The 25423-nt window shown below is 41.4% G+C and carries 19 protein-coding genes; 14 read left to right on the forward strand and 5 right to left on the reverse strand.

The features are described 5' to 3' along the window. Window positions 1–2: 2 nt before the first annotated feature. The 10 genes from I6N90_RS21570 (at window position 3) to I6N90_RS21615 (ending at window position 8966) form a co-directional block, all read left to right on the forward strand. Window positions 3–503, forward strand: a complete 501-nt coding sequence (locus I6N90_RS21570) for a hypothetical protein (protein ID WP_197937729.1) — start codon at window positions 3–5, stop codon at window positions 501–503. Further along, window positions 443–1531 carry an ABC transporter ATP-binding protein gene (locus I6N90_RS21575; RefSeq protein WP_197937730.1) on the forward strand — a complete coding sequence of 363 codons (1089 nt, stop codon included), beginning with the start codon at window positions 443–445 and terminating at the stop codon, window positions 1529–1531. The genes I6N90_RS21570 and I6N90_RS21575 overlap by 61 nt, the downstream gene beginning before the upstream one ends. Then, on the forward strand, window positions 1528–2688 hold the full coding sequence (locus I6N90_RS21580; RefSeq protein WP_197937731.1) for an alkaline phosphatase family protein: 1161 nt from the start codon (window positions 1528–1530) through the stop codon (window positions 2686–2688). Before I6N90_RS21575 ends, I6N90_RS21580 begins: the two co-directional genes overlap by 4 nt. Beyond that, window positions 2689–3576 (forward strand): carbohydrate ABC transporter permease, encoded by an 888-nt coding sequence (locus tag I6N90_RS21585; RefSeq protein ID WP_197937732.1) that lies wholly within the window; start codon window positions 2689–2691, stop codon window positions 3574–3576. A gap of 10 nt (window positions 3577–3586) precedes the next feature. Then, on the forward strand, window positions 3587–4414 hold the full coding sequence (locus tag I6N90_RS21590) for a carbohydrate ABC transporter permease (RefSeq protein WP_197937733.1): 828 nt from the start codon (window positions 3587–3589) through the stop codon (window positions 4412–4414). Between the two features lie 14 nt (window positions 4415–4428). Beyond that, window positions 4429–5766, forward strand: coding sequence for an extracellular solute-binding protein (locus I6N90_RS21595; protein ID WP_197937734.1), 1338 nt, complete (start codon window positions 4429–4431; stop codon window positions 5764–5766). A 23-nt stretch (window positions 5767–5789) separates the two neighbouring features. Then, window positions 5790–6524, forward strand: a complete 735-nt coding sequence (locus I6N90_RS21600) for an HAD hydrolase-like protein (protein ID WP_197937735.1) — start codon at window positions 5790–5792, stop codon at window positions 6522–6524. Then, the gene (locus I6N90_RS21605) at window positions 6524–7453 is read left to right on the forward strand and encodes a sugar phosphate isomerase/epimerase family protein (protein WP_232243232.1); all 930 of its coding nucleotides are present in this window, start codon (window positions 6524–6526) and stop codon (window positions 7451–7453) included. Before I6N90_RS21600 ends, I6N90_RS21605 begins: the two co-directional genes overlap by 1 nt. 31 nt (window positions 7454–7484) lie before the next feature. After that, complete coding sequence (locus I6N90_RS21610; protein ID WP_197937736.1) at window positions 7485–8423, forward strand: NAD(P)-dependent oxidoreductase; 939 nt, start codon at window positions 7485–7487, stop codon at window positions 8421–8423. A gap of 177 nt (window positions 8424–8600) precedes the next feature. Next, window positions 8601–8966: a winged helix-turn-helix transcriptional regulator gene (locus tag I6N90_RS21615; protein ID WP_197937737.1), complete on the forward strand. Its 366-nt coding sequence runs from the start codon at window positions 8601–8603 to the stop codon at window positions 8964–8966. A 120-nt stretch (window positions 8967–9086) separates the two neighbouring features. On the opposite strand, the gene I6N90_RS21620 is transcribed toward I6N90_RS21615, so the two are convergent. The 3 genes from I6N90_RS21620 to I6N90_RS21630 all read right to left on the reverse strand — a co-directional run bounded on the left by I6N90_RS21620 (window position 9087) and on the right by I6N90_RS21630 (window position 11734). Next, window positions 9087–9464, reverse strand: a complete 378-nt coding sequence (locus I6N90_RS21620; protein ID WP_197937738.1) for a hypothetical protein — start codon at window positions 9462–9464, stop codon at window positions 9087–9089. Window positions 9465–9559: 95 nt separating this feature from the next. After that, window positions 9560–10090, reverse strand: a complete 531-nt coding sequence (locus I6N90_RS21625; RefSeq protein ID WP_197937739.1) for an NAD(P)H-dependent oxidoreductase — start codon at window positions 10088–10090, stop codon at window positions 9560–9562. An 849-nt stretch (window positions 10091–10939) separates the two neighbouring features. After that, the gene (locus I6N90_RS21630; RefSeq protein ID WP_197937740.1) at window positions 10940–11734 is read right to left on the reverse strand and encodes a hypothetical protein; all 795 of its coding nucleotides are present in this window, start codon (window positions 11732–11734) and stop codon (window positions 10940–10942) included. A 449-nt stretch (window positions 11735–12183) separates the two neighbouring features. On the opposite strand from I6N90_RS21630, the gene I6N90_RS21635 reads away from it, so the two are divergent. The 3 genes from I6N90_RS21635 to I6N90_RS21645 all read left to right on the forward strand — a co-directional run bounded on the left by I6N90_RS21635 (window position 12184) and on the right by I6N90_RS21645 (window position 19493). Continuing rightward, entirely contained in the window at window positions 12184–12618 is a 435-nt protein-coding gene (locus I6N90_RS21635; RefSeq protein ID WP_197937741.1) for a hypothetical protein, read from the forward strand. A gap of 81 nt (window positions 12619–12699) precedes the next feature. After that, a complete protein-coding gene (locus tag I6N90_RS21640) occupies window positions 12700–15606 on the forward strand; it encodes a glycoside hydrolase family 66 protein (protein WP_197937742.1) in 2907 nt (968 codons plus the stop codon). 38 nt (window positions 15607–15644) lie between these two features. Beyond that, entirely contained in the window at window positions 15645–19493 is a 3849-nt protein-coding gene (locus I6N90_RS21645) for a TIM-barrel domain-containing protein (protein WP_197937743.1), read from the forward strand. A 125-nt stretch (window positions 19494–19618) separates the two neighbouring features. Here I6N90_RS21645 and I6N90_RS21650 read toward each other — a convergent pair whose 3' ends face one another. Both I6N90_RS21650 and I6N90_RS21655 read right to left on the reverse strand, forming a co-directional pair. Continuing rightward, window positions 19619–20146 (reverse strand): hypothetical protein, encoded by a 528-nt coding sequence (locus tag I6N90_RS21650; protein WP_232243233.1) that lies wholly within the window; start codon window positions 20144–20146, stop codon window positions 19619–19621. 57 nt (window positions 20147–20203) lie between these two features. After that, on the reverse strand, window positions 20204–20629 hold the full coding sequence (locus I6N90_RS21655) for an NUDIX hydrolase (RefSeq protein ID WP_197937745.1): 426 nt from the start codon (window positions 20627–20629) through the stop codon (window positions 20204–20206). Between the two features lie 342 nt (window positions 20630–20971). On the opposite strand from I6N90_RS21655, the gene I6N90_RS21660 reads away from it, so the two are divergent. Continuing rightward, a complete protein-coding gene (locus I6N90_RS21660) occupies window positions 20972–25042 on the forward strand; it encodes a bifunctional 2',3'-cyclic-nucleotide 2'-phosphodiesterase/3'-nucleotidase (RefSeq protein ID WP_197937746.1) in 4071 nt (1356 codons plus the stop codon). Window positions 25043–25423: the final 381 nt, after the last annotated feature.

Here is a 25423-nt window from a genome sequence, read left to right on the forward strand (position 1 = left end):
TTGTGTATTGCAAACAAACCGCATCTGAAGTAGGACTACTAAATAAGAATGGTAAGCAAGCACCTCTTGGAAAATTATATCCATACGATGGTTATAAGGATGGTTTAGTTATCGTCGAAAGTAACAGTAAATTAGGTTATGCTGATACAAACGGTAAGGTTGTTAATAGCGCGCAATATGATGAAGTAAAAGCATATAAAACATGGAACAATTACCTAGCCCATCGTTTACAAAAAGCACGTTTAGAAAGCTCAATTGTTGAGTGCTCTAAACCTGCTTTTTACGTTGTACAGACACTAATTAACCGATTATTCTACTCCGCCAGAAATGTAAACACCTTTACAAGACGTTCATTTGAACATGATTCCAGGTTAACAAATGAAGCCTACAATGGGCATACGTTATCAAACGAAGTGCCAATTTGGAATGGAGGTATCGCATCATGTCAGCCATCACGTTACAGTCATTGTCCAAACAATATACGAAAGAAAAGCGGACGTTAGATAACGTTAGCCTTGAAATAAAAGATAAAGAATTTTTAGTATTACTCGGGCCATCCGGGTGCGGGAAGTCGACCTTGCTCAGAATGATTGCAGGTATTGAAGACATTACGCATGGCACAGTTACAATAGGCGATGTATGTGTCAATGATGTGGAGCCGAAAGATCGAGGGGTAGCGATGGTTTTTCAAAACTATGCGCTCTACCCACATATGACCGTTTACGAAAATATGGACTACGGATTGAAAATTAAAAAGGTAAAAAAAGCTGAGAGAGAAGAACGAATCCATGCGGCTGCTGACATCCTGCAAATTACTCATTTGTTGAAACGTCTTCCAAGTCAATTATCTGGAGGGCAGAAGCAGCGGGTAGCGATTGGCAGAGCAATCGTGAAAGAGCCGAAGGTATTCCTAATGGACGAGCCTTTATCGAATCTTGATGCGAAGCTTAGAAACGAAATGAGAATCGAAATTAAAAAGCTCCATGAGCGTTTAAATTCTACCTTTATATATGTTACGCATGATCAAGTGGAAGCTGTTACGTTAGGCGATCGCATCGCGATTATGGCTGAAGGAAAGTTTAAGCAGATCGGAACACCGATGGAAATTATCGAATGTCCGGTCGATATGTTTGTAGCTAATTTTATTAGCTCGCCGCCAATTAATTATATCGAAGCTGAGCTGGTTGAACGTTATGGGCAAACGTATGCAGACATCGATGGTTTGCTCGTGGAGACTAATCTTCCACTAGATACAATTAGAAACCATCCGAACGTTATAGCAGGCATTAGACCCGAGCATTGTTTCATTACAGAAGAAACAAACAACACTTATGCAATGAAGGTTACGTTCACAGAAATTATTGGGACCGATATTCTGTTGCATCTGGCATACAAGAACACGACATTCCTTGTCAAAAAGAGCTTTGATCACATGTACGCAAAGGGTGAAATGGTTAATGTAGGTTTACTTGCCAATCATGTTCTCCTCTTTGATCAGAAGACACAACTGAATGTTAGGAGCATCCGATGAATGTTCTGATCTCAGTAGATGGACCAAGTTTCAAAACGTTTGAGCGATATGCACAGACATTTATAGATAGTGGATTTTCGTATTGTAGCAAATTGATTACAACATTCCCTTCAGTGACCTTTAATGCTCACACAACCGCGATAACGGGCAATTTTCATCCTAACCATCTTGTGTACGACAATGTATTATTGCGATCCAGCACGATGGAGCAAATACCGCTTTATGGCGATCATGAACTTATCTGCAATGAGACGCTGCATGAGCAAACGTTATTTCAATCCCTTGCTGCGAACGGGCTCAAGAGTTGCTGTATCCATTGGCCATTAACATCAGGCAATCCTTACATCGATCATTTGTTAACGGAATCGAGCAGCAAGAAGCGGGTTCAGGAGGGTGACTCCGCATCAGTGTACGAGATAGATGGAATCGCCATTCGTGAAACGTTGGGTGCAATTAAGTCGAACGCTTATAACTTTGTAGCGGTACGTTTCGTTGGGTACGATGCGATGTCGCATCAATATGGGAAGGATTCTGTTGAAGCATTGCATTGTCTCCAGACTGTTCTCGATTATGTCGGAGAGATTCATCAAGCGCTGGCGGAGTCCGGTAAAGCATTCAATTTAATCGTCTTTTCGGATCATGGCCAAAGTGATGTGGGGTCGTTCTTTTATCCAAATGAAATTTTGTCACGCAGCGACTGGCGGGAACAACTCGCAAACAATCAAATCCGATTTGTTGGCGATGGGAATGGGTCCATGCTGTTCTATAGCACGCTGGCACAAGAGCAAAACAGAGAGATAATGAACGATTTTAAGGAGATGGAAGAGGTTAATGATTTCTACGAGCTCGAAAGTGAGGGTGACTCTGATCTAAGGCCTGTTGGCATTTTAGATTTGAACGATACGGTATGCGGTGAAGATGTCTTCGCCTCAGAGGATGCAAAATATGTGGATATGAAGAGCTTGCATGGATATGATCCAGCTAGGGTGGACGAAATGAACGGATTTATAATTTGCATCGGTGACGGATTGGAACAGCATAAACAGTTTGGGCCACAATCGATAGCGGGTATTGCGCCTACAATTGCGAAGCTGTTTGGTATCCACCATCCATGTGACAGCAAGGAAATGCAAGACATCATTAGGGAGCTTAACTAAATGATTAGGTTAAAGGGCAGAAGTGTAAAGGATAACTTGTGGGCGCTTGCGCTTCTATTGCCGGTATTAATTCCGTTAGCAGTATTTTGGATATATCCGATGATTAAGACGTTCCATATTAGCTTTACCGATTGGAACTATATTTCTCCAACCTACGACTATGTGAAGTTAGACAATTATGGGGATTTGTTAGGAGATTCGTTCTTTCTAAAAGTGCTCGTAAATACGCTTGTATTCACTGTTTTCACAGTCGTCCCACCAATCGTGATCGGACTGCTAGTAGCCATTAGACTAAGCAAAATAAAAGCGCTTCGCACGTTGTTTGTCGCTACGATCTTTTCATCATGGCTAACGCCAACCGTTATTGTTTCTATGGTTTGGGTTAGCATTTTTGATAAAGATACAGGAATCGTTAATACGATTCTGCAAGCGATAGGACTACAGCCTGTGAAGTGGCTTGGCGGGGAATTTACAGCAATGTTCGTCGTTATCGTGGTCACGGTGTGGAAGTATTTAGGTTTAGCGATTTTATTGCTAACTTCATCTTTGGCTAAGTTAGATCCAGAAGTAGAGAAAGCGAACGCTCTTGATGGGGGCAAGGGATTAAGGAAACTAATGAAAATTACGTTGCCTGCAATTTCTCCGATTCTAGTGTTTCTGTTTATCCTATTTACGCTAGATTCCTTGAAAGCTTACGATCAAATTTATATTTTGACACAGGGCGGACCAGCAGGGGCGACATCAACTATTCTTTATTACTTCTATGTACTAGCATTTCAGTGGTATGAGACGGGACCAGCATCAGCTCTGGCTATTCTATTCTTAGTTATTTGTCTATTCATTAGTGCCCTAAATTACTTCATATCGAAGTTATTTGTAAAGAAATGAGGTGATAAAGGTGAACGGTGCGAATGTGAAAAGGTGGTTGAATTACAGCCTGCTAATAGCACTCAGTGGACTAATGGTATTTCCGTATATATGGATGTTTATTATGTCCATCAAGCCTAAGGATGAGTTGTACAGCGGATCAATATTGCCAACGACCTTTCATTTTGAAAACTATTTACGTGTATTTACAGAAACAAATATGCTGCTTTATTTATGGAACAGCATTTACGTAAGTGTCATCATTATCGTGTTCCAAATCGTATCCGCCATATTTGCAGCATATGTGTTTGCGGCGATTCCGAAAAAATGGGTGCAGCTCATCTTTGTACTCATTCTCGCAACCTATATGTTACCTGCGGCAGTTACGTACATTCCATCATTCATTTTAATATCGAAGTGGAATTTGTTAGACACGCACATTGGCTACATCTTCAGCGAATCAATCAGCATCTTCGCGATCTTCTTCCTTAGGCAAACATTCGTGCAAGTGCCTAATGATGTTGTTCAAGCAGCGAAGCTGGATGGGGCGGGACATTTGAGGCTGATCTTTACGGTCTATATCCCTTATTCCAAAAATGCGATTGCTTCACTTATATTGATCACTTTTATTTACAGCTACAACAACTATATGTGGCCTTCCTTGTTAATCAAATCCGAGGAAAACATGTTTGTGACGATTGGCCTCCGCAGATTGTTTATGAGTCAGGCGGGATATGGAATGGACTTCCCTCTAGCAATGGCTGCTTGTGCTGTATCACTCCTGCCTATGTTTATTTTGCTGGCAGTTTCTAATAAAAGGATCATTCAATCGATGTCTAGTCTCTATGTGAACAAATAAGGAGGAAGCACACAGTGAAAAAGCAGAAAAGAAACATGAAAAGCATCGTGCTGACCGTAATGAGTCTTGCATTAATTTTGGTGGGAGTAGCTGGTTGCTCGAATCCTAACAATGGTTCGACGGCAAACAATGGGGCGAATGCATCTACTGCGCCGACAGAGAAAACGAAGCTGGAGTTTTATTATGGACTTGGCGGTAAGCTTGGGGAAACGATGGACAAGCTGATCAAAGACTTCAACAGCAGTAATGAGCAGTATGAAGTTGTGTCGATTGTTCAAGGAAATTACAGCGAGACATTGCAGGCATTACAAGCGTCACTTGCAGCAGGAGCACCGCCTGCATTAGCTATTAATGGTTACCCTGAATTTATGAAGCTAGCGAAAAACGACGTGCTTTTACCATTAGATGACCAAATTAACGAGCCAGCGTACAACAAGGACGATATTCTCCTTTTGGAGCAAGGCAAATACAATGAGGCAACGGTTGGTGTACCAGCGTTTGTTTCGACTCAAATGATGTATTACAGAAAAGATATTTTTGAAAAGGTTGGTATTGATTACGACTCACTTCAAAACTTCGAGCAATTAGCAGAAGCAGCGAAAACGATCAAGGAAAAAGAAGGCATCAACGGCTGGTCCGTTATGTGGTACGCGGAGCATATGATCGATTATGCACGTTCAGCGGGCGGCGATATTGCAAGCGCTGATGGCAAGACGATTACGATTGATTCCGAGGAATGGATTTACGCATGGGATCTAATTCGTAAATCGATTCATGAAGATAAGACGATGGAAACGGTATATGGCGGCAATGGCTGGGAATGGTGGTACAAAACGATCGACAATGTTATGAACGGTAAGTCCGCAGGATATACAGGCTCATCTGGCGATGGCGGTGACTTGGATTTCACTAAAGTAGCAACCGGCATGCAAAAAGGGTTTAACGGAAGTAAGCCAAGACCTGTAGCTGTTTCTGTCATGTTTAATATGTTCAAAGATTCCTCGAAAGAGCAGCAACAAGGTGCATGGGAGTTTGTGAAGTTCTTCTCAGAAGCGAAGCAAACTGCTTATTGGGCTGTAGAAACAGGGTACATTCCGATTCGCAACAGTGCGGTTGAGACTGATATTTTCCAAAACCAATTAAAAGTTAATCCTTATTTATCAGTACCTTTGGAGCAAGTAAAGGCTAACGGAATCGCACCTTATATCGATCCAACAGGCGGTAAAATTTATGCGGAAATCGAGCTGGCGAAGGACAAAGTGCTTGTGCAAAATATGCCTGCTGCGCAAGCACTGAAGGAAGCAAAAGAAAAAGCACAAAAAGAGCTTGATGACGTTTTGAACAAAAAATAATGACAACTAGGGAGAGATGACAGATGAAAAACGGAATTGAACTAGCGATATTTGATCTAGCAGGAACACTAGTAGAGGATAACAATGGAGTTAGAGACTGTCTTTATCAAGCGGCAGTTGATTTTGGCCTTGAGGTTACGAGAGATGAAATCAGTACACATATGGGAACAAATAAAATTCATCTCTATCAATATTTGATTGCTAGATCGAAGGGCAACATGATTGACTTTAAAAATTTCGAAATCGAAATCGATAACGAGACGCTTGATGAAGCGATCAAGCTCTACGACAAATATACGGAGTACATGATTGCTTATTATATGGAAAATTGTCGTGAAATTGAAGGCGCTACGGAGACGCTGAGATGGTGCAAGGACAATGGTATTAAAGTAGCAACGGGAACTGGTTTCCACCGGGAAATTAATGGAGTCATTATGGACAAGCTCGGTTGGGTTAGGGATGGATTAATTGATTATGCAGTAGATTTGGACATGGTTCCAGAGGGAAAAGGACGCCCGGCACCATTCATGGTGTTTAAAGCAATGGAATATTTAAATGTACAAAATGTTAAGCACGTAATCAAAATCGGTGACACACCTGCCGACATGCTCGAAGGTTATAATGCGGGCTGTAAAGCAATCATCGGTGTAACGCAAGGATCAACGCCAATTGAAGTATGGGGCAAATATTATCATACTCACGTTATTCACACTGTTAAGGAACTGCCTGAACTTATTATGTCGGGCAAGATTGTATAATGGAGCAAATCGAGAAAGTAGCCAGCGTCGGCATCGTTTTACCTAAACTGTACCCGTTTCAGCAGAGGAATCCTGAAGCCATGATTGCAGGTTTGCTCACTATATTGGAAGACCCTTTTTTTACGGCAGTGGAAGTTTCCTATATTGCTGACAAAGATGCTAGAGAACTTGCCAAATCGTATATGGAGTACAGCGGTGTAGAGATTTTATTTAACGGTGGGGACGCATTCCGAGAATTGAATATCAATCTAAGTGCTCTAGACCCAGTTATTAGAAATCAGTCTATAGAGCAGTGTTACATGCTAATCGATCAATGTTACGAAATGAATGCGAAGGTCATGCATATCGTTACTGGCAAGTATGAGGGTGAGGACGTAAAGCAACAAGGGATTATCGTGTTTATGGATTCGGTTATCCAGCTTTGCAAATATGCAAAGAAAAAAGCTCATACGTATGAACTTTGTATATCCCTCGAAATTGGGGATCGTCATATGGATCGCCGCTACTTGCTCGGGCCGACCCATGAGGCGGTTAACGTAGCTCGTATTATTGGTAGTGAATTTGATAACTTTGGTTTGCTGCTTGATCAAAGCCACCTTCCTCTTATGGGAGAAGATCCGAAAAAGTCGCTGTGGCTGGCAAAAGATTATTTGACCCATATTCACATCGGCAACTGTTATATGAAGGATAGAGAAGCCAGTTATTTTGGCGATAAACATATTCCATTTGGAATTAAAGATTCCGAAGTAGGTGTAGCGGAGCTGACCAGCTTCATCCGAACGCTGAATGAAATCCAATTTTTCGAAAGTCCGAAGCCAACTCGGAGGCCAGTAATCACCTTTGAGGTAGGTCGTCTTGGCTTTGAATCTCCAAGTCTAGTTATCGCTAACATTAAACGAACGTTCGCTGAAGCTTGGGCACGTGCATAATAATAATCTAGCAGCAGGAGTTGAGACATAGATGAACGTTTTAATTACGGGTTACTTTAACGAAACTTCTAAGGAAAGAGTGACAGGAGCTTTTCCTGAAAGCTGGACAATTGCAATTGTGGAGCCTCAACATATTGACGCGTTCATCGGCGAGGCGGACGTGTTAATTCCAGAGCATATTCAAGTGGATGATGTTTTGCTTGGGAAAGCGCATCGGCTCAAATTTGTTCAGACGGGTGCAGGTTATGACAACGTGGATATTGAAGCATGTACGGCAAGGGGAGTTTGGGTTAGTAATGCCGCAGGCGTAAATGCCAACGCGGTAGCGGAGCATATTATGGCGTTTGTTCTGAGCTACTATAAGAACATTCCATTTCTCGATGGTGCTCTTAAGGACGGGGCAGATGAAACGCAGCTGGATTACGCCGGTGGTGAGCTGTTAGGGAAAACAATTGGAACAATTGGTTTCGGCGCCATTGGCTCCAGAGTTGCGGAGCTTGCAAGAGCATTTAAGATGAACGTACTTGCGTATGACACAAACAAAAACATTAAGAGTGATGATGTTGAGTTAGTCGACTTGGACACGCTGATTGCTAACTCTGATGTGATTGCGATTAACATATTTTTGAATGAGTCTACTAGAAATATGGTGGATAAGGCTTTCCTTAGAAAAATGAAAAAGAATGCGCTGCTAGTGAACACGGCAAGAGGTCCTCTTGTATCTGAAGTGGATTTAATCGATGCGCTCAAAAACAACGTTATCGGCGGCGCATGTTTGGACGTATTTACGGTGGAGCCATTAAGTGAGGACAGTGAGCTGAGAAGGTTAAGTAATGTCATATTAACTCCGCATACAGCGGGTATGCCGGATGGTTATAAGTTCCATGAAACGAGATATCGCTTCTTCGTAGACAATATTAGTAGGGTTGGGCGTGATGATAAGCCGCTTAATTGCTTGAACAAAGTCTGATCGTTAATGATGTAAATGATATGGCAAAAATGAAGTGACATGCGAAATAGATGTACAAAAGGGATGGATCAACGGTCATTATGACCTGAGATCGATCCTTTTCTTATATAATAGTAATAATTTATTGTAGAGTACGCACATTTGTGTCATATATATAACAAAAGGAGAGTGTAACTTGTGAGCGAAACTTGTGTACCGACTGGCGTGGGACCAAAAGATACTGGCTTTGGATACACGTTGTCCCTAATTGGCGGCAAATACAAAATGATCATCCTCTATTGGCTGTCTGAAAATAAAGTTATGCGGCATAATGAGTTAAAGCGGAGTATTGGCTCCATTTCTTTTAAAACATTAAGTATTATGTTAAAAGAGCTAGAATCAGACGGCCTTATTATACGCGAGGAATTTCCCCAAGTACCTCCCAAGGTTGAATATTCCTTATCGGAACGTGGTCTTTCTCTCATTCCAGTGTTGCATATGATGTGTGAGTGGGGCGAGCAAAATAGTGTGCCAACGCCGGAGGTCGTAAGGGTGAATGTCTAGAACTACATCCATTTTCAGTTATTGATCGATGTTTTTAGATCTCAATCGAGCGGCAGCCCTAGACGGAAAAATAAAGGTTTAGGACTGCCGCTCTAATTTTAAGTACCAGCTTGTCTGTAATTAGTCGTGATAAATAAAGTTAGAAGGCAGATTTGTATAAGTTGTTTTTTTAATGAAAAGTTCAGCTTGATTGCCACCGTCGACAAATCCGCTAACATTAAATACTTTATGTTGACCAGCGCAGAGAGTAGCCGTTCCAACTTTATCGTTTGGATCAAAAGGATCATATTCCCAGAGCTCAATTTTTACGCATCTAGTATTGTAAGGATCAGCTGTTACCTTCCAATTGCCTCCGCCAGAGTTCCAGACATCTCCAACTGTGTAAACCGTTTCTTCACCAATATAATCCCATTGTCCTGGTGCGGCTGATGCAGGAACTGCAGCAGACAGGGCAAAAAGAAATGTCACTGGCAAAATAAATTTTTTGAATCTGTTCATAATTACACCCCCTTCCTTTATAGGGTATTTTAAGTCATATTATAAGTATTTGTAAGAGTCGATTCTCCTAATTAAATAATTGTAATTGCCGCTTTTTACAGATGATCTACAAAGTTTAAATAGTCTTGCACACTGTTTTCTAACTCGCTTTCGGAAGTCCCACTTTCTGCACCATACAATGCAAAGAACGAACGATAATCGGCGTTGCAATATAGGAAGGTAGTTTCGAAAGGGGACAATAGTTGCTCTAGCGTATAACGATATTTTCCCTCTTCGGTATAATCCTCTTTTTTAATTCCGGCAGATACTGCCAAAGCAGCTTTGCGCCCTTTTAATTTATCGCCACCATTTGAACCATACGCCCAGCCATAAGTGAAAACATCATCAAGCCATTTTTTAAGAAGTGGCGGGCAATTAAACCAATAGAAAGGGAATTGGAGAACGAGATTACTGTGTGATTCGATAAGCTGCTGTTCTTTTATCACATCAATGTTGCCGTCAGGGTAAGCCTTGTGCAATTCATGCACCGTATACTTTTCGGGAAATTTCTTCAGTTCATCTACCCATCGCTTATTGATGAGTGATGTTTCTATATTGGGATGCGTTACGATAATAAGAGTTTTCAAATTGTATTCCTCCCCAAATATTATTATTTCTTGAGTATAAAGTGTGAACTGAAAATATGTAAGTATGCACTTTTTTTACAGGTGCTTACATAAAGGTAAGTATCAACTCACTCATTCCTTTTCCTACATAACTAAGCGTTCTAGTCAGTCATCCCTTTTACACGCAACTAAATGTAGACTTAAAACAATGTTTGATAATATGGAATAAAGATTGATAATTTTATTTCTCATATTTGTCCTATATTACAAAAAACTGTTTTTGTATATTGTTTTCTAATCCGTTTTTATCAAACTTTATTTTAAAATACTTAATCTCCTTAGCGAAAAACGAAGGGGTTGTAGCTTTAAAATTATCAAACATTATTATAAAGCTACAAAATGTGAATATTCCTACTGACAAAAAAATAGATCTCTCTATAGTTTTAGAGAGACCTAAGTAGTAACATTAAAATGAGACATTTTTCAATGTAATTTTCACTTTTACTTCAAACATGCAGTATTAGTTTATCAGACTTGATTACCTTTTCTCGCAATTATCGATCCTACAACTAATGATAATAATAGTAGAACATCCAAAATAATGCAAACAAAAAACACAATTCTATTCATGTCTATTAAAAACAACAAAATTCCGAATATAATTGTAAGTCCAATATTCTCTTTAGTATATTTTCTAAACTTATGTTCTAAAATCCTTTTAGTTAAAAAAGTTACAATGAAAATTAACATTGCAACCATAAGTATTGTAAGAAACATGTTGGTTCCTCCTATTCAAATGTAAAAGGCATAATAGCAGTCGACTGCTATTATGCCTTTTAACACTAATTATAATACAGATGTAACTAAAAGTTAAGCGTTCGAAACATACATATATGCATCTGCTACATCACTATCACAATCATTAAATCTATTAATAGCAGCAGTTGCTGCTACAGCTGCAGCTCCTCCTCCTACAACTGCACCTACAACTGTCTGCCATGTAAGAATCAATGTGCCTAATGCGGCATATAACGCTACCATTGCTTCGTGATATGAGGCATAATTACCTTCAAATGAATCTACAGCAGCTTTTGCATCCTGGAAATAACTACTGGTACGAAGAATTGATTTACCAACATTTTTTCCAGCCGGACCCATATAATTTCGGGACTGAAACTCTATATCATTGTAAGTACCAAAAGTATATGAGGTCAAATTCTTATTGCTATAATAATGACTTATAGCTGGTACTCCGCCTGTATCGCTTAATAAGGAAACACGATTTCCTCGATCACTACCGCCGTTTAATAATTTCCCATCTGCGTAAATTTCATTACCTACAATATTATAAATATGTGTTTCTTTTCCATCAGAAAATCTTTCTTGATACTCCTTAATTTGGGCATACTCCGGCGACAATTTGTAATCATTGTTTTCTGTAACCGTAAACGACGTTTCATCACCTTTCGTAGTGATGGTGGTTAGTGTTTCAGTGTCAACAGTACCAAGGTAGTTACCATCAGAAGTTAAAAGTGTTCTGTGCTCAGAAGTAGTGAAACTTTCGTTTTTAGTTTGCTGCGAAGAAGCTGCAAAGCTAGAAGGGGCTAAACATGCTACTACTAAAGAAGAAATAACTACATTGGTTAATATTTTTCTATATTTCATACAAACACCTCCATATTTTTTTGAACTTCATAAGAATATCATTATGTAATATATTAGTAAACATATTTAGTTAAAACAATATTATATACCTAGATAAAGGTAAACTTTATGGTTTAATAGAACTATTCAACAATTTTTACGTGATTTTTCGCACACATTTAAACGATATGTTAAAACATGCTTTAACATACTGTGAAATTCTTTTATTGGAAAAGTGAGATGTAGACTTAAAACAATGTTTGATAATTTTTTCTTCATATTTGTCCTATATTACAAAATACTCTTTTTGTTTTCTATTCCGTTTTTATCAAACTTTATTTTAAAACACTTAATCTCCTTAGCGAAAAACGAAGAGGTTGTAGCTTTAAAATTATCAAACATTATTATAAAGCTACACTAAATGCGCCTACTCAACGTCTTAGAAGAAACTTTAATAAGGCGGTGGAACAATGAGCAACGCCATTCTTTACGGGATAAAGTGGTTTGTTTTTATCATTTTATATAGCGGCGCAATTATAGGATTGGAAGTTATGGAAGGTTCTAAAATTACAACGACATTACATATGGGACTGCGCGATTTGGGTGTTAGTTTTATTTTCATAGTGGGTACGTTTTCTGCCGTTGCGTATTTCGTGACGTTATTACCACTATCTATCCTCATTCGTAAATTCGTCAGAAACAGGCTACTACCTATCATTTTGTATACGATCCTGTTTTCTTTAAGTGGGAAAGTCATTTTTCATTGGTTATTTGGTGACGACTTCTCCCAGGCGTATGAACTGAAAATCGAAACGGCTCTGCTCATTTTCGGAATAACTGGTTTCATCTATTCGATTATTGACTACGTTTTGGACATCTTCGATAAAAAACGTACTTCCGTATGAATTTTTTGGTATTTCCTTCAATAGAGTAGTAGGCATACAATTAAGGTGCATCGTATTCTATCTTGAAGGGAGAGAGTTGATGTGAGTAGAACAACATATCGAAATGGTCTCGTACTGTTGCTGTCGCTGTTGCTTGTTGGACTTTCGGGTATAGTGTCACCGCCTACAGAAGCAGCTGCGAGTGGAATTGTGAAACGAGTGTATACGGATAAAGCGAGGTATAACCCCGGAGGGAGCGCAACGATAAAGGTTGATTTGAAAAATGATACAGGGACTACTTTCAGTGGAAATATAACTGCAACGATCCACCACCTCGAAACGCAAGTGCACACTGCCTCAACCCCAATTACTTTATTAAGCGGAAATTCCACGACTGTTACATTCACTTGGACAACACCTAACACAGATTATAAAGGCTATTTTGTAAATGTTGCTGCGGGATCGTCCAAAGGGGCAACCGCCATCGACGTATCTAGTAAGTGGACCCGATTTCCTCGATACGGCTACATCACAGAATTCCCTTCGGAATTATCTTCGGTTACAGATGCACGGGTGAAGCGTACCGTTGAAGATTACCATACAAATGCCTTCCAGCTTTATGACTGGATGTGGCGCCATGAAAACAACATTAAACGGACTGGCGGGACGGTCGATAACTCATGGACCGATTGGAGTGGCAAACATACGATGTATTGGCCCACGATCCAAAACCTGATTTCCTCGATGCACAATTATAATGCGGCTGCTATGCCTTATACGATGTCCTATGCAGCGCTCCACAATTATCAAACCATCTCTGGCGTAAACCCCCAGTGGGCAATGTATTCCGACACCACACATTTGAATCAGCTAGGTTTTGACTTCGATGACAATAACCCTAATACGTGGCTATGGCTATTTAACCCCGCAAATACAGGTTGGCAAAATTATATTTACGGTCAATATCGGGATATGATTACGACGGCAGGCTTCGATGGTATTCATCTCGATCAGATGGGAGAACGAGCCGATCCCTACGATTACAACGGTAACGTCGTTGATTTGGACAACAGCTTCTCTGGTTTCGTTAACAATTTACGTAGCAACTTGAACAGTAATGGCATGTCCGATAAAGTTCTCACGTTTAACAATGTGGACGGTGCAGCTAATGGCTGGGCTTTTGACGATGTAACAAAACATGCGAATTACGACTTCACCTATACCGAAATATGGGGCGGAGCAAACGATTATATTGAGCTGAAAGCGCTGATTGACAAGGCGAAGCGTAACAATGGACAAAAAGCGGTCGTGCTCGCTGCTTATATGAATTTTGAAGAAAATACGGGTACTCGTTATGAAGCGGAATCAGCAACGTTGAACGGAGTAACAACAAATACGAATCATACGGGTTACACGGGAAGCGGGTTCGTGGATGGCTTCGGCGACAATGGGGACTACGTGCAATTTTCGATTACTGTACCAGAGGAAGGTTGGTATGGGATTGTCTTCCGCTATGCCAATGATACAAGCACGAACAACACGCGCAGCCTGTATGTAGACGGTTCTTTTGTGAAACAGGTTGGCAATTTCCTTGATCAAAACAGCTGGGGAACGTGGAAATTCGATGCTTCACATACCGTCTGGTTAAGTGCTGGTACGCATACCGTTAAGCTGGCTAAAGATGCTACAGATACAGGTTTTATCAATCTCGACAGCCTAACTCTCGGCACGTTTAACGATGCTTCTGTAAGGTTGACTGGAGCGGCAATTGCTGCTGCGGGTGCATCTAGAATTGAAATGGGTGAAGGCGATCAAATGTTAGGTCACCCGTACTTCCCGAATAGAGCGAAGCAAATGCGCAACAGTTTGAAGGAAGCAACGAAAGACCAATACAACTTCATTACCGCATATGAAAATTTACTCTTCGATAAGGATGTATTCAATACCGATTCTGGCAACCAGTTCGTTGAAATTACAGGTCAGCCGGTTTCAGGTAGTGGGACAGCGGGCAATATTTGGAGCTTTATGAAACAAAGCGACAACTATAACATCGTTCACCTCATTAACTTAAAAAATAGTACAGATACCGATTGGCGGAACTCCGACACTGCACCAACTACACTAACTAATTTAGCGACAAAAGTGTACATCGGCAATGGAGAGACCATATCGGGTGTATATGTAGCTTCGCCTGACATTGCAATGGGCGCAACACAATCGCTTTCTTATTCGACTGGCACGGACAGCAAAGGCAAATACGTTGCATTCACACTTCCATCCTTGCAATATTGGGACATGATTTATATGAAACGTTCCTTCACCACGCCAACATTGGATATCTACGAAGCGGAAAAAGGTGTGAAAGTGAACGTAGGTGTAAACACGAACCATGTAGGTTATACGGGAACTGGCTTTGTCGACAACTTCTCAGACAATGATGGTGTTACGTTCACTGTATCGGCCGCACAAGATGATGATCAGGTACTACGATTCCGTTATGCGAATGGCGGGACGGATGCGACTAGAGATATTTTCGTAGATGGCAACTATGCAGGAACAATCTCATTCCCATCTACAGGGAGCTGGAGTGGTTGGTCTACTTCAGAGTTAACGGTATCTTTGAAGAAGGGAATTCATACGATTACGATATGGAAAAATACTTCCAACACTGGAGCCATCAATTTAGATAATCTCGATTTAGACAAAACGTATGTGTGGCAATTCGATAGGCAGATTACATCTGTTCCAGCCGGATATCGGATTACATTTCGAACTGGTGCATCGGGGTGGGCTCATCAAGGTGTGAATGGGTGGGCTAGCACAACAGATTCCAAAATGAGGCCAAATGGATCAGGCAAAGCGGCACTTGATCATGAAATTTCTGTTGGACCGTTCTCTGCGAGCACAATTATCGATTTCACTTTCTTATGGGATGACAATGGAAACGACGTGCTTGAGAGTGGAATAGACAGATGGGAAGGCACTGATTACCACATTACGGTGAATTAAAATGTCTCATATCTCTCAATGGAAAGGTAGGAGTTGTTATGTCTATCCCTCATAGGATTAGGAAAAAGAGATTAGCCATCTTTGGAATTATAGTTGCGCTCGTATGCTCGACCTTTATATCCCTTCCTGCAAAACAGGTATCTGCTTTTGTACCTGCACTCGGCAACGTTACAGCTTTCACATCAACGGCAGATTCTTTAACGCTTACTGTCGATAATGGTGCTGAACCTAATAATGACATCCTCATCTTTAACGTTCTGCAAAATGATATCGTGAAAGTATCGTATCGCCCCAATAATGTATCTCCAAGTAATGACACGCCGATGATCGATCCAAACAAAACATGGAGCGCTGTAGGGGCAACAATTAATACGTCAGGCAATCCCATTACCATTACGACATCGAAGATGAAAGTAGAAATTGCCAAAACTCCGACGAGAGTGACGATCAAGAAGGCGGATGGCACGACGTTGTTATGGGAGCCAGCGGGCGGTGGAGTATTTTCTGATGGCGTCAGATTCCAGCATGCCAGCGGACACAATATATACGGCATTCGAAGCTATAATGCGAATGAAGATGCACCGGATTTAACTCGTAATAACAGCAGCCACCCTGCTCATGCAGGGAATCAAGGAGATTCCGGCGGGCCACTCATGTGGTCGACGGCTGGTTACGGCATTTTGGTCGATAGTGATGGAGGATATCCATACACTGATAATACGAGCGGGAAGCTAGAGTTTTATTACGGCGGAACGCCAGAAGAAGGCAGACGGTATAGTAAAACCGATGTTGAGTATTATGCGATAGTCGGCAATCCGAAAGAAATTATGTCAGGTGTAGCTGAAATAACGGGCAAATCTCCGATGCTTCCGAAGTGGTCTCTTGGCTTTATGAACTTTGAATGGGGCATGGATCAAACGGAAATGACAACGATGATTGATACGTACAGAGCGAAGAACATTCCACTGGATGCATACGGACTCGATTACGATTGGAAAAAATACGGTGAGACGAATTATGGAGAGTTTGCTTGGAACACCCACAACTTCCCTTCTTCCGCTGGGACTGCTCTGAAGACACATATGGACGCAAAAGGCGTGAAGTTAATTGGCATTACAAAACCTAGAATCGTCACGATGGATAAGTACGGCAACCGTACGAGTCAATACAACGACGCGAATAGCGGCGGCTATTGGTACCCGGGACATAGCGAATACTCGGACTATTTTATCCCTGTGTTAGTTAGAAGTATTGATCCTTACAACGCGGCTATGCGCGCATGGTATTGGGATCATTCGAAGGATGCGTATGATAAAGGAATCGTAGGCTGGTGGAATGACGAGACGGATAAAGTAGCTTCCGGTTCTGCCCAGTGGTGGTTTGGCAACTTTACGACAACACATCTTTCACAAGCGATGTATGAAGGACAGCGAGCTTATACGAGCGATGCTCAGCGAGTATGGCAGACGGCAAGAACATTTTATCCAGGAGCGCAGCGTTATGCGACTACATTATGGTCAGGCGATATTGGCGCACAATTTTACAAAGGGGAAAAGGTTAGCTGGGCTTCGGGTATGCAGGAGCAACGTACGGTAATGCTTTCTTCCATTGCAATGGGTCAGCCGAAGTGGGGCATGGATGCAGGTGGATTTAATCCATCCGATAGCAACCCTAGTCCAGAGTTGTATGCGAGATGGCTTCAGTTCTCTGCTTTGACTCCTGTATTCCGTGTTCACGGCAATCTTCAGCATCAACGGCAGCCATGGTATTTCGGCAATACTGCGGAGGAAGCAGCGAAAGGAGCGATTCAGCTCAGATATTCGCTAATACCGTACATGTACACATATGAGAGAACGGCTTTGGAGAATGGTTTAGGATTAGTAAGACCACTCTTATTTGATTATCCGAATGATGCCATTGCAAGCAACTATACGGGAGCATGGATGTTCGGAGATTATTTGTTAGCAGCCCCAATTGTTGATCAGTCGCAGACGACCAAAGATATTTATTTGCCAGCTGGGACGTGGACGGATTATTTCCGAGGAGTTACGTATTCTGGTGGACAAACGATTAAATATCCTGTTAATGCAGAAACATGGTCAGATATCCCGCTTTTCATTAAGAAGGGAGCGATCATTCCATCTCAGAAGGCACAAGACTATATTGGTCAAAGTGTTGTTACACGAGTTAATGTTGATGTGTTCCCCGATACGACAGCCACAAGCTTCAATTATTACGAAGATGATGGTCAAAGTTACGATTACGAGGGCGGAGAACATTTTAAGCAGACAATTACAGCACAAGATAATGGCGGGAGCGGAGTAAGTGTAGCAATTGCCGCAAAGTCTGGGATATATACGCCTGAGGTTCAACATTATATCGTCAAAGTTCATGGAAAAGCGGGTACAGCTGTTACAAGCAACGGTACAGCTCTTACTTCTTATGGAGACTTGAATGCTTTACAAGCGGCTAGCGGAGAGGGCTGGGCTAAAGGTAGAGATGTGTATGGTCTAGTCACGTATGTAAAAGTAGCGGCAGGAAGCTCTTCTGCCAAAAACATTGTCGTTACTGGCAATGGAACGGTTACAGCATCTTCTGTAAAGCTGGAGGCGGAGGAAGCATCCCTATCGGGCAACATAATAGCGACAAGAGCTAAAGTGAATAACAACCATACTGGTTATACAGGCACTGGTTTCGTTGACGGCTTAGATCAGGCGGGCGCTGGAGCTACCTTTTATGCAGATGTAAAAACAGGTGGCGATTACACGATAGATCTTAGATATAGTAACGCTACGGGAGCTACCAAGTCGATAAGTATTTACGTAAACGGGAAGAGAGTGAAGAGTACTAGTCTTCTAAGTTTGGCGAACTGGAGTACATGGTCTACGAAAAGTGAAAGTGTACCTTTATCTGCTGGGCGAAATGCAATCACGTACAAGTATGACAATATTGCTGGCGATACAGGCGCTGTAAATATCGATTATATTACCGTCCCATTTGCCGCAACGGTTGCTAAGTATGAGGCGGAAAGTGCTGAGCTCTCGGGAGGAGCAACTACGAATAAGAACCATAAGTTTTATTCGGGTGAAGCTTTTGTAGATGGAATAACGACGGTCGGCGCACAAGTAAAATATAATGTTGACGTGCCTTCGGCGGGAAATTATAGCGTTGCTCTGAGATATGCAAATGGAAATGGTAGTCCGAAAACACTAAGCACATATGTAAATGGAGTAGATGTATCTCAAGCTAGTTTGGCAAGTTTAGGTAGCAATTGGGATGTGTGGCAGGATGCCGTTCAAACTGTATCTTTGAATGCGGGGGCGAATACAATTGCATTCAAATACGATGGTGCAGATAGTGGCAATGTAAATATAGACCGATTGTTAGTTTCTGCATCATCTCCAGGTATACCAGAGTCAGAAAAGAATTTGCTTGATAATCCAGATTTTGAGCGAGAAACGACATACGGTAGCGGGTGGACGGAGTGGCATCCAATGGGTCAGGCACTTGCTTATGGAATAGACAGCGGCTCAGGAACAAATCCGCCGTCATCTGCGTGGACAGAGGATAAACGAGCTTATTTTTATTCTGCAAGTGCGTATAAACAAAGCATTCATCAAATGATCAACGTGCCTGTTAACAACAGCTACTACGAGTTCGAAGCGAGAGTCCGTATGCAATATGCCAATCCGACGACCGCGAGAGCTGAAGTTTCGTTATATGGCGGAGCAATGCTTGGGCAAAGTATCACCAATGACGGGGTATGGAAGTCGATCAAGATAAGCAATATTTTTGTAATAAGCGGGGTAATCGATGTTGGATTTTATATTGATTCCCCTGGTGGGACTGTCCTTCATATCGATGATGTGAGGGTGAGAAAGCAATAGAAGGAGTTTAGTTATATAGCTAGTTGTGCAGATTGGAGTAACGGTTAAAGAGAAAAGGACGGCATTTACCGTAGTGAAATCTACTGTGTAAATGTCGTCCTTTTTTATAGAGGGGTGTCTATAACTCAATCATTTCGAGCTATATTTCTAATAATGAGTTCAATTGAGTTAGAAGTGGAGTCTCCGTCAAAATGTGAATGACCGCTATAAGAAACAGCTAAATAAGCACAGCTATGCATTAACAATTCAAGACCAAGTTTAGAAGCATTTATTTTTGCTAGATCTTTATCTGCATGAATTCTAAGTTGTTTTTCATACTTCCCGCTCTCCCACGTATCCCATAAAGACTCGTCGTGGTCATTCAACATTGTTAATTCAAAATGCTTCGGTTTATTATGATGGAGAGCATGTTTTATTTCTTTAATTACTTTCCTATTCAATGGATTAACAGCGCCATTGAATACAATAAGATCAGTATGTGATGGATTTTCACGCTGAAGAAAAAGCACATCATTAGTGTCATTTACATGTTTGAAAAGACTAGACACCACAAACATTTCTTTAGAATCTTTTGCATCGATAAGTAATACACTTCCCATTTCTTCTCTAACAACTACTCCAATATCTTTTTGCTTTAAAAGCACAACATTCAATTTTAACGACCCTACTGTAACTGCTGTTCGTTCTACAATCGAGAATAGATCCTCCATCTAGCAATCTTTGATAAACTGCGCCGCTAGTATACTATCTTTGAGCCAAATAGGAGCCAATGAATGATTCATTATTTCATCAGTTGTCATCCAATACACAGCATCAACCTCATCGGGACTCTTGGCATAAGGCTCACCCTGATCAAACTCGCAAAGGAAAACGATATCAATTACTTCACTGCCATCGTCTAATGTAAACGAGGTGTTTCTAACAAATGTAATCTTATCTTTTACCTGTACGCCAACCTCTTCAAAGAGTTCTCTTTTTATTGTTCTTTCTAATATATCTTTGGAATTGCCCTCATTTTCAACTGTACCCCCAACAAGAGCAAGAAGTCCCCCAGCATGCTCCTCTTTTGTACTGCGCCCAATGATTAACCACTTATCCTGTTGAAAAACGGCTCCTTCTACATTTACATGGAACATTTGTTGTACCCCCTTGTATCGTCATCCATCTTGATTCCCAGCCTATCCGAAATGTTTCCTTACTTATTCGACATGAAGGTTTAAAATTCCTTACCACGGTTTTCTAATCTGTAGTTCAACTTACCGATGTTAATAAAAGAAATTGCAGAAGACTAGTACTGCGAGTTAGGTCATTTAGCCTAATTTGCATTGAAGTCAAAAGTTTTAATTGTCCTTCCCTAAATTTTACCGTTATTATAAGTAAGGTTCTATTAAGTTCACAACTAGAAGTGTTTGAATTTAATAGCTTCTGCTCTATTCTATTTTCACTTGCACTGTTGACATGAGAGGATGATTAGTAGAATGAAAGAAATTTATCGTAAGAAGAAAAGGTTACAGAAGATTGCTGTTGCGTCAATGACGGTACTTCTGCTGTCAACGCCGTTTAACGGCATGTTCACAGCGGCTGCGGATGCAGGATCTAGTGTAAAGCTCAGAATTATGGAAACAACAGACATTCACACTAATCTGGTCCCTTACGATTATTACAAGGATGCTGTATCTCAAACGGTTGGATTTGCAAGAACGTCAAATCTGATTAAATCAGCTAGAGCAGAATCAAAGAACACTTTCCTTGTGGACAACGGAGACCTTATCCAAGGCACACCGCTAGGTACTTATAAGGCAGTTGTAGATCCTATCAAAGACAAAGAAGTTCATCCGGTCTATAAGGCCATGAATCAGCTTGGATACGATGCTGCAACACTTGGGAATCATGAATTTAACTATGGTTTAGACTATTTAGATAATGCACTTAAAGGTTCTAATTTCCCTTATGTAACTGCAAACGTTTACATTGATGATAAGGATTCAAACCCTGATAACGACGTTAACCGCTTCGATCCGTATAAGATTATTTCTAAAAAAGTAGTAGATGAAGCAGGTCAAGAACAAACATTGAAGATTGGTGTTATCGGCTTTGTGCCTCCGCAAATTACGCAATGGGACAAGGCTTGGCTCGAAGGTAAAGTGATCACGAAGGATATTGTCGCCACTGCTACGAAATTTGTTCCCAAAATGGAAGCAGAAGGCGCAGATATCATTATTGCTATGGCCCATACAGGCTTTAATGGCAGCACTGAAGCGAACACAAATGCTGAAGACGCTGTGCTCTTGCTGAGCAAAGTGCCAGGCATCGATGCAATCACTTTCTCTCACACGCATAAGGTATTCCCTGCTGCTGACGAAAAAGCGCTTGATTCACTATTCAAGGATGCTACTGGTAAAGTATACCCGAGCGTAGATAACGCTAAAGGTACGATCAATGGCGTGGCTGCTGTTCAAGCAGGATTTGGTGGAAGCCATTTAGGTATTATCGATTTGTCACTTGAAAAGCAGGATGGCAAATGGGTAGTTGCAAACTCCCAATCTTCTACGAAAGCTATTTATGATAGTGTAGCGAAAAAACCACTTGTTGAAATCGATCAAGCGATTGTAGATGCTGTGAAGGAAGATCACGAAGCAACGATTAAATACGCTAACAACGCTATCGGTACGACAACATCACCAATTCATAGCTACTTTGCACTCGTACAGGATGATCCTTCTATTCAGATCGTAACGAACGCTCAGAAATGGTATGTTGAAAATTATGTACAACAAAACTTACCACAATACAAGGATACACCAATTTTGTCTGTAGGGGCTCCATTCAAGGCGGGACGTAATGGTGTAGAAGAATTTACGGAGATTAAAGCGGGTCCTCTAGCCATTAAGAGTGCTGGCGATCTCTATCTCTATGACAACACGTTAAAAGCGATTATGGTCAAAGGTTCTGTTGTGAAAGAATGGTTGGAGATGTCTGCGGGCAAATTCAATCAGATTGATCCGAGCAAAACAGATGAGCAAGCGCTGCTTAACCCTGCATTCCAAGTGTACAACTTCGACGTCATTGACGGCGTAAATTACCAAGTCGATGTTACTAAGCCAGCTAAATATAAAATTGACGGTTCGATTAACGATGCTAACTCTAGCCGGATCATCAATCTAAACTACAAAGGCAAGGCAATTGATCCGAACCAAGACTTCATCATCATTACGAATAACTACCGCGCAAGTGGTGGTGGAAACTTCCCAGGTGTTAAAGGCAGTAAATACATTATTGACGCACCGGACGAAAACCGCCAAATTTTAATGAACTACATTACTGCTCATAAAGAAATTAATCCTTCGATTGATAACAACTGGTCGATTGCTCCGATCACTGGAGACGTAAATGTTACATTTATTTCATCTCCGAAAGGAGCAGAATATGCGAAGACAACTAACAACATTCACTACTTGGATAAAGTCGACGAAAAGGGCTTTGGCATCTTCTCACTCGATCTAAACAAGCAATTTACGGATGTTCCAGCTACTCACTGGGCTAATCCGGCTATTACCGAATTAGTTGCCAAACAAATCGCAACAGGCAAAACGGAAACAACGTTTGAGCCGAGCAAAGACATTACACGCGCGGAATTTGCGACACTGCTTGTAAAAGCTTTGAAGTTGACTGCAAAAAATAAAAGCTCGTTCACAGATGTGCCTGCAACAGCATGGTATGCAGAGTTTGTTGCAGCAGCAAGTGAGAACGGTTTAGTAAACGGAGTTTCCAAAGGGAAATTTGCTCCGAACGAAAAAATTACACGCGAGCAAATGGCGGTAATGGCAAGCAATGCATTGAAGCTTAAAGCAGGCAAAGAAATTACGGCTGCAGCAGGCAAAACATTCCTTGATGATTCTCACATTAGCACATGGGCGAAAGCTGGCGTAAATCTTGCAGTTGACCGCGGAGTAATGAATGGACGCGGCGCAGACAAGTTCGTTCCTAAAGATTCCTCTACGCGCGCTGAGGCGGCAAAAGTTGTTTATACCCTTATTAACGGTATTTCGGTACAATTGCTCGGAATTAACGACTTCCATGGACAATTAGATTACAAAAAAGAGATTAAAGACGCTTCTGGCAAAGTTGTATCCTCTGTTGGTGGCGCGGAGTATTTAGCTGCTTACCTCAAGCAACGTGAAGCTTTGAATCCGAACACATTGCTTGTACATGCTGGCGATGCGGTTGGCGCTAGCGCACCAGTATCCGCTTTGTTGCAAGACGAGCCGACTATCGATTTCTTAAACCGTGTTGGTTTCGATATTGCTACAGTAGGTAACCATGAGTTTGACGCTGGCCGAGCAGAGGCGCTTCGTCTAATTAATGGTGGAAAAAATCCGAAATCAGGTAAAGATTTTGCAGGAGCGAATTTCCCTTATATTGCTGCTAATGTAGTGGATGAAAACGGGAAAACGCTACTTGATGCTTACAAAGTAATTGAAATTGGCGGAGTTAAAGTCGGTTTCATCGGCGTTGTAACGAACTCGACGCCAAGCGTAGTAAAAGCTGATAGCATTAAAGGTTTGACCTTTGTTGAGCAAGCACCCGCAGTTAACAAAGCGGTAAAAGAATTGAAAGAACAAGGCATCAGCACAATTGTTATTTTGGCACATGATCCGTTTGAAGGAAAAGCAGATGCTCCAACTGGTGAAGTTATTGATCTGGCAAACAATGTGGATGATGAAGTAGATGTCATCTTTGCTGGACATAACCATGGTGGCTTAAACAAAATGATCGATGGCAAGTTAGTCATTGAAGCATTTTCTTATGGCACTGCATTCTCTGACGTTGATCTCGTTATTGACCGTGCGACACTTCAATTGACTTCTGTAAAAGGTGAAATCGTTGATGTTAAGCGCGAAGGGATTACACCAGACGCTGAAATTGCAGGAATGATCAAGTCCTATCAAGAGCTGAACGCTCCAGTTATGAACGCACCGGTTGGTAAAACTTCCGCTGCTATTTTACGTGCTACTAACGCTTCAGGCGAATCGGCACTCGGCAATTTGATTGCAGATGGCATGCGTGAAGCTATGCAATCGGACTTCGCATACATGAACTCAGGCGGCATACGTAATGATCTTCCAGAAGGAAATGTAACTTACGGCAACGCGTTCTCTGTACAGCCTTTCGGTAACGTACTCGTTAAGATTACGCTAACTGGTGCACAGATGAAAGAGTTGATGAATCAACAATGGGCAGGTACAAGCCCGAAGATTGGTCAAATTTCCGGTTTCACCTATAAGTATGATGACAGCAAACCAGCGGGCCAAAAGATCATTGAGATGAAGAAGGCTGATGGTACGGTACTAGACGATGCAGCTTCGTATACGATCGCCGTTAATGATTATATGGCATCAGGCGGTGACGGCTACTCGGTGCTTTTAAAAGGTACAGATCGTGTTGCTGGACCCGTTGACCTTGATGCGACAATCGCATACATCAAGGCAAAAAGTGCAGATGGATCGATCTCTGCGAAAATCGAAGGTCGCTTCACGAAAGTAAACTAAACTAAACTAATTGTAGTTATATGATAAGCAGAAGAGCCGTTCCGATTGGGACGGTTCTTCTGTATTCTCTTTTATATAGTAGAGTGGCTCGATTATTGATAGTAGCGAATCTGAACGATTGGCATGGCTAGATGCAATTCGAGCCTTTGATTCCGTTAGAGTTATGAGAGGACAGGGGATCCGCTATTAGTAATATTGAAGCACTTTAACATTTTCCGAGGACATCAGATCCGTTATTTTAGAAAAATGGCTGCTTATTAGATATTTTTTTATAAATAAGAGATCCTATGTCCTCGAAGGTGTAATTTTGCCGTATTTCTAGCTAATTAGCGGAACCAGTGTCCTCTTGGAGGACGACTATTTTTGGGACATGTTGGTTTC

The sequence above is a fragment of the Paenibacillus sp. GSMTC-2017 genome, assembly GCF_016019935.1.
Classification (GTDB): Bacteria; Bacillota; Bacilli; order Paenibacillales; family Paenibacillaceae; genus Pristimantibacillus.